This is a genomic window from Aporhodopirellula aestuarii (assembly GCF_023701485.1).
GTDB classification, from domain to species: domain Bacteria; phylum Planctomycetota; class Planctomycetia; order Pirellulales; family Pirellulaceae; genus Rhodopirellula; species Rhodopirellula aestuarii.
In genome coordinates this window covers 55,288-62,851 of the sequence record NZ_JAMQBK010000084.1, presented here as the reverse complement: position 1 = coordinate 62,851, position 7,564 = coordinate 55,288, and the positions used below count along the sequence as shown (strand labels likewise).

Annotated in this window: 2 protein-coding genes; both read left to right on the top strand. The window is 57.1% G+C overall.

Going from position 1 to position 7,564, the window contains the following annotated elements; translation table 11 throughout:
- Positions 1 to 145: 145 nt before the first annotated feature.
- Positions 146 to 3,529, top strand: a complete 3,384-nt coding sequence (locus NB063_RS27725; protein ID WP_250932315.1) for a transglutaminase family protein — start codon at positions 146 to 148, stop codon at positions 3,527 to 3,529.
- Positions 3,526 to 6,867: a transglutaminase family protein gene (locus NB063_RS27720; protein WP_250932314.1), complete on the top strand. Its 3,342-nt coding sequence runs from the start codon at positions 3,526 to 3,528 to the stop codon at positions 6,865 to 6,867. Before NB063_RS27725 ends, NB063_RS27720 begins: the two co-directional genes overlap by 4 nt.
- The last annotated feature ends 697 nt before the right edge of the window (positions 6,868 to 7,564 follow it).

Genomic DNA, 7,564 nt, shown 5'->3' with positions numbered 1-7,564 from the left:
ATAAGGAAAATGCTCTAGCCTCGAGACCGAAATCCCGGGAAGCTGCTTGTCGTCACAAGTTTCTCCGACAAATATCGACACATCTGAGTAAACTTGCCCTGGCGGATCTCATTGGACAAACAGAAACTTACTACCGGTTCTCGAGATGCGCCCTCAGTGGCGCGATCGACGGACCAGCGGAGTCGACGCGACCGTGGCAATACATGTCGGAATTGAACACTACACGCGATACATCTATGACCGGCCGATCCGGATGTCGCCGCATGTCATTCGTTTACGACCGGCGCCGCATGCACGGACGCCGATCCACCACTACCACCTGAACATCGAGCCAGAGGGGCATCACCTCCACTGGCAGCAAGATCCGTTCGGCAATTACATCGCCCGCGTGATTTTCCCAGATCCGGTGACGGAGTTTGTGGTCGACGTGCGGTTGGACGCCGAATTGACGGTGATCAATCCGTTTGATGTGTTCGTCGAAGAATATGCCGAAAAGTATCCCTTCGAGTATGACGCGTTGCTGCGGCACGAACTCGATCCTTATTTCGAGATCACCGACGACGGGCCGCTCCTGAAAGAGTGGCTGGCGGACATTGATCACACGCCGCGCCGCTGCATCGACTTTCTGGTTTACCTCAACCACAAGTTGCAGCAGGACATCGGCTACAACATTCGTTTAGAGGTCGGCATCCAGACTTGCGAAGAAACACTGGAGATACGAAAAGGCTCCTGTCGCGACACCGCTTGGCTGCTGGTTCAAATCCTGCGTCACATCGGTCTCGCCGCACGATTTGTTTCCGGTTACCTGGTGCAGCTCACACCCGACGAGAAATCCCTCGACGGCCCCTCGGGTACTGATCACGACTTTACCGACCTGCACGCTTGGACGGAGGTTTACATTCCGGGTGCAGGCTGGATGGGTTTGGATCCAACGTCAGGGCTTTTTGCCGGCGAAGGTCACATTCCGTTGGCTTGCACGCCCGATCCCGTCAGTGCGGCACCGGTCACCGGGGCCTCGGAAAAATGCGAAGTTGAATTCGAATTTCGCAACGTGGTAACACGCATCCACGAAGACCCGCGGGTAACCAAACCGTACACTGAAGAGCAATGGGAATCGATTCGCACGTTGGGTCGGCGGCTTGATCGCGACCTGGGCGAACTCGACGTCCGACTAACGATGGGAGGCGAACCGACGTTCGTCTCGATCGACGACATGGATGGCGCACAGTGGAACACCGAAGCATTAGGCGTCCACAAACGCGAGCGGGCCGGTGCGTTGCTGAAACGTTTGAAAAGCACTTATGCAACGGGCGCGTTGCTGCACTACGGCGAAGGCAAATGGTACCCCGGCGAACCGTTGCCGCGTTGGGCGCTGGGCTGTTTTTGGCGGACAGATGGCATTCCCCTCTGGCGTGACGAAAAACTGATCGCCGACGAAACAAAGAAGTCTAATGTCACGGTCGAGGATGCAGAGCGTTTCGGCCAAGTGCTGTCTGGCAAACTGGGCGTGGAGTCGAAGTTCCTGGTGCCCGCGCGAGAGGACTGGCTGTACTATCTGTGGCGTGAAAGCCAGCAGCCCGATGGCGTTGACAACATTACGATCCCTTGGGCTCCACAGTATCGCGACGACCTTAGTCTGGCTCTGGAACGCGGTTTGGACCGAGCGATCGGTTACGCCTTGCCTCTACGTTGGGATTGGGGAATCAACCATTGGCGATCGGGAACCTGGGTCGTTCCCCGCGGTGAGATGTTTTTGCTCCCCGGTGGATCCCCCATGGGGCTGCGGTTGCCACTCGGGCAACTGCCGTGGGCGATCGAAGAGTTCATTCCTTACGACTACGTTGCACCATCGGTGCAGCCACCCCAGGACATTGGGTCCGGTTTTTCACAGGGTACCGAACCGCCGGCCGCTGATGCCCCGAGCGAAACGGTGCGTGCCTATTTCAAACAGATGCTCGAGGTGCCATATACCGCGTTGTGCATCGAACCGCGCCAAGGACATCTGTACGTGTTCATGCCGCGACTGGAAAATTTCGATCACTACGCTGCTTTGCTCACCGCAATCGAAGACACCGCCGCGGAGCTGGGCATTCCGCTAATGATTGAAGGCTACGAACCGCCTTCGGCGCCGCAATTAGATTCGCTGAAGGTCACGCCCGACCCGGGTGTGATTGAGGTCAACATTCAGCCCGCGGATAACTGGGATGATTTAGAAGAGAACACGGTTTCCTTGTACGAACAGGCGCGTCTGTCGAGGTTGGCGACCGAAAAGTTCATGCTGGACGGACGGCATACCGGCACCGGCGGCGGCAACCATGTGACGCTCGGCGCGGTCGATCCGACGGATAGCCCCTTCTTGCGCCGGCCCGATCTGTTGCGATCGTTGATCACGTACTGGCAACACCATCCGTCGCTATCGTATCTGTTCTCCGGTTTATTCATCGGTCCGACCTCGCAAGCACCACGAATCGATGAACGCGGCAATCATTTGCTCGATGAATTGGAACTGAGTCTGCAGGAAATCGAGACGGGGGTTTCCCCGGTTGATTTGGATTACTGTCTGCGGAGTTTCCTGGCCGATTTGACCGGAAATACCCACCGGGCTGAATTCTGTATCGACAAGCTCTATCCGGCCGACCGACCCAAAGGACGATTGGGATTGGTAGAGTTCCGTGCGTTTGAAATGCCTCCACACGCTCGGATGAGTCTGGCCCAAATGCTCTTGCTGCGGGCTCTGATCGTGAAGTTTTGGCGTAAACCTTATCGCCATCGATTGGTCCGCTGGGGTACCGCACTGCACGATCGATTCATGTTGCCGCATTACGTGCGGAGCGATTTCCAATCCGTGATGAAGGAACTCTCTGATGATGGTTACCCATTCGAATTGGGATGGTATGAGCCTTTCTTTGAATTCCGTTTTCCTGTTTATGGCCGCGTAACGTACGGTGGCGTTGAACTGGAGTTGCGGATGGCGCTCGAACCGTGGTTGGTGTTGGGCGAAGAAACCGCTACCCAACGTCAGGCACGCGTGGTCGATTCGGCTGTTGAACGGCTCGAGATCATTTGTCGCGGTCTCGATCCCGAGCGTTATCGTGTGACTTGCAATCGTCGCACTTTGCCGTTGCATGAGACGGGAGTTGCCGGTGAGTACGTTGCCGGCGTTCGGTTCAAGGCATGGAAAGCCGCCTTCGGGTTACACCCGACCATCGAGATGCACGCACCCCTGGTATTCGACGTATTTGACACCCAGTTGGGTCGTTCGATCGGTGGATGTGTTTATCACGTCAGTCACCCTGGCGGGCTCGGATACGAAACATTTCCTATCAATGCGTTCGAAGCGGAGGCACGCCGGATGTCTCGCTTTTGGTCTTGGGGACACAGCGCAAACGATCCACCGTTGCCCGCTTGGGTCAACGAGTTGAAAGACTACTACGCCGACTTGCCTCCGCTGCGGCAGCGTGAACCCGTCCCCGAGCTTAATCCCGATTATCCGCACACCTTAGACTTGCGCCGCCAAAGTAAATCATGACCACGCGTGTTGCCCTCAGCCATCATGTTGGCTACGTCTTTGACCGCCAGATCGACCCAGCGACGCTGTGGTTGCGGCTACGACCTGCGCCACATACTGCCGCACAGGTCGAGGCGTATTCGATCAAAATTCACGTCGATCAACCCTGGCTGACGTGGGTCCGAGATCCGTTCGAGAACCATCTTGGACGGCTTGATCTGCCGGAGCCTTTCAGCAGCATCGGGTTCGACGTCGACGTCATCCTGGATCTTGAACCGGTCAATCCATTCGACTTCTTTGTTGAGCCGTATGCCTACGAGTTTCCTTTCGAATATCCCGATCAGCTGCAAAAGGAATTGACACCCTATTTGCATCAAAAAGCATGCGGCCCGGCGTTCACCAATTGGCTGGAAAAGCTTGACCGATCACCGCGTGTTCTGGTCGAGTTTTTGACGTACATGAAAGATTACGTCTGCGAGGAGTTGAAGACGCTGGCGCCGGTGGAGCCCAAGCCGATTGATCTGGATGTCGTTATTGAGCAAGGCGGCGGTTCGGCACGTGATCTGGCTTGGGTGTTGACCCAAAGTCTGCGTTCGGTCGGCCTGGCCGCACGATTCACGTCGGGGTATCTGATTTCACTTACCCTTGATGACGAAGGTGAGATCAGCGAAGACGAAAGTGGCGACAGCGCCCGCATGCATGCCTGGAGCGAGGTGTTTGTGCCGGGTGCCGGCTGGATCGGACTCGACCCCAGCTTGGGAATCTTCACTGCCGAGAACCACATCCCACTGTCCAGTGCTCCCGATCCGTTTCGCACGGTGCCATTGGTTGGGATTAACGAGCAACGCGTCGCAAGCCATCAGAACGAAATTGGGCTGCGACGGCTGAAACCCGTTTCGCCCGGCAAGCCGCTGAGCGAAACGCAGTGGCGCGACATCAGTGCGACCGGCCGCTATGTTGATGACAAGCTGAACGAACAACAGCTCGGGCTGTGTAGTAGTGCGGAGGTGAATTTTGTTTCGGCTCGTAACGCGGGTGCCCCGGAGTGGACTAACCAGACACTCGGCGACGATAAACTTCGCACCGCCCGCTCGCTATTGAATCGGTTGAAGACAAAGTGGGCACCGGGCGGTGCCGTGCACCTCTGCCAAAGCGAACATATCCAGGGTGAAGCATCGGCGCGTTGGCGACTGAGTTGCTGTTACCGTCAGGACGGCCGACCGCTGTGGCGAAACGGTGATTTGTTGTGGGACGGTCAGAACTCGCCCCGCTCCGCTACCGCTGAAGATGCGCGTCAATTGGCTGAGAGGCTGGCCGCAAACTTGGGACTCGGTACGGAATTTGTCATCCCTGCCCACGAAGACTGGTTACACCAGTTGTCGAACGATCCCGCGCTTTTGAACTACGTTCCACGGGGCGATGAACTCGGCGATCCGCTGCAACGGCAACGGTTGGCGGACCAACTATCCGCTCGATCGACCGAACCGGCCGGCTTCGTTTTGCCGCTGCGGTGGGATGCTCACAAGGAGTGCTGGGCAAGCGGCGTGTGGAAGTTTCGTCGTGCGGGTTTGTATTTGTTGCCCGGCGATTTCTCGCTTGGCTTCCGATTGCCGCTGCATAGTTTGTCAAAACACGCGACCGAGCCGGATGACATTCCGGTCGAGCCGAGCCTATTTGAAGAGAAACCGTTGCTCCCCGAAGTGTACGGCGAAGTGGTTGCGAGGCAGATCGAAATCGAACATTCGCCTGACCCGATCGCTTGTGTCGACCGCAACGGTCACGGTCGAGCACCGCGCACCGCGACTTGTGTCGAACCTCGTGACGGCGTTCTGCATGTCTTTTTGCCGCCGATTCATGATGCCGAACATTATGTCAGTTTGATCGCAGCGATCGAATCAGCGGCCGACTCAATCGAGCTGCCGGTCGTGTTGGAAGGCTACGAACCCCCGCACGATCCGAGATTGAAACGTTTCGCCTTTGAGCCGGACAGCGGTTTACTGCGTCTATTCCTTCCGGCAGCGTCGAGCTGGCAAGAACAGTGCGAGCTATACGAAACCGCCTACGCCGAAGCCGATGGGGTGGGTCTCGATTGTGAACACGGGGGCCGTCGCGATGACACACGTCAGCGCCCCAACAGTTACACGACGCTGACGCTCAGCGGACCGACGCCGGCGGAAAGCCCGTTCTTGAACCGACCGCAAGTATTGCGATCCTTGATCGCTTACTGGCAGAACCACCCGAGTTTGTCCTACTTTTTTTCAGGCACCCTGATCGGGCCCAGCGGAACTGCGCCGCGTCCGGATGAAGGTCGCGACGATGCGATCTACGAACTTGGCATCGCACTGGAACGCTTTCCACATGATTCGTCCTTGCCTTGGGTGCCCGATCGATTGCTGCGGCATCTCTTAGCGGACGCCGCCGGGAACATGCATCGCGCCGAAATGCGTGTCGACCGACTCTACGCCCCGGAACGACAAAGTCGACGGCTGGGACAAATCATGTTACGCAGCTTTGATATGCCGTCGCATCCGCGACTCGCCTCGCTGCAAGCGTTGCTGGTCCGCGCGTTGATCTCCCACTTCAGTCACCAACCCTACACCCAACCCTTGGTGACTTGGGAGACCGCTTTGCATGATCGATTCATGTTGCCGCACGTGCTTTGGGAAGACTTCGAAACGGTGCTCGGCGAACTTGGTAAGAGCGGAATTCCGTTGCAGCAAGATTGGTTCACGCCGCTGCTAGAAATGAATTTTCCCAAATTGGGAAGCGTTCAAATCGGTGACATCACGCTGGAACTGCGCCGAGCCCACGAGCCATGGCCGTTGTTGGCGGAAGAAATCACCGGTGGCGGAATGGCCCGTTTCATCGACGTTGCCAATGAGCGCATCCAGGTTCGCTTGGTCGGCATGCCTCCTGATCGTTACGTGTTGGCCTGCAATCAAGAATTGGTGCCGTTGAATCCCGGAGCGATTCAAGGGGACTACGTCGCCGGCGTCCGGTACAAGGTGTGCCAGCCGCCATCGACTTCGCATCCCACCGTCGCCCCCGTCACCGCTCTCATGTTTGATTTGATCGATACGTGGACTGACCGCATTGTTGGCGGTTGCACCTATTATCCCGCGCCGCCGCACACTTGGACCTTTGGTACCACTGGCACACCTCCGATTCCCGAACTCCGAGGCCAACATCCGGCCGAACCGCCACCGCCGCCACCACCGGCAACGCTTGCCGCCGTTTCCGTGGCGGGACGATTTGCTGAGGGCGGGAGTGGTTTACCGGTCGATTTGACGAAGCAATATCACGATCCACGGTTCCCGTACTCGTTGGATTTGACGAAGGCAGTGGTTCGGACAAGGTAGTCAGAACGGTCGGACGAGGCCCAGACACCTCGGCGTCATTCGGCGTGGTGCACTCTGCCACGAACGTATGGCTCTCTTAGGCTGTGAATCTATTCGCCGGGGGACGTAGATTGTATTACTGAAGGATTTCAAATATAGCGGAACGGCGCGAGCCGTCCGGTGACTCGGAACCGAACGGCTTGCGCCGTACCGCTAACAAGAGCACTAAAACAATCAACGTCCCCCGCAAACGGAGGTTAATGGCGCGCTCGTTCGCGGGAGCGAACGGCCACGTGGATAAATTCACAGCCTAGGAGCGAACGGCCACTCTAATAAATTCACAGCCTCTCCGAGCATGACGCAGCAACAGCGTCAAACAATTGCACGAGTCTCGGAGCGACTCGGCTACGTGATTGGTCATGTTGAGGTGGCCTGGGTTTTGGCGGCCACCTCAGTACATCGTCTTCAGCGTCGAGGGATTGAATCAAAGTTGCATCGGTGTGTTGACCGATGTGAGAAGTGAGATGAAGCCGAGTCGAGGAGAGAGGGTCTCTCAAACTCTCGCCACCGGCAGATGTTGTCTCGGATATCGCGCGGCCTATGAACCGGAGTGTCACTATTAACCCAGAGAGTCAGAGAGAGTGCTCTGTCTCAATCGGGGTGCCGGAATTGAGAGATCGAACAGTTTGGCGCCATCGATGCGGAAAACGCCGGAAAT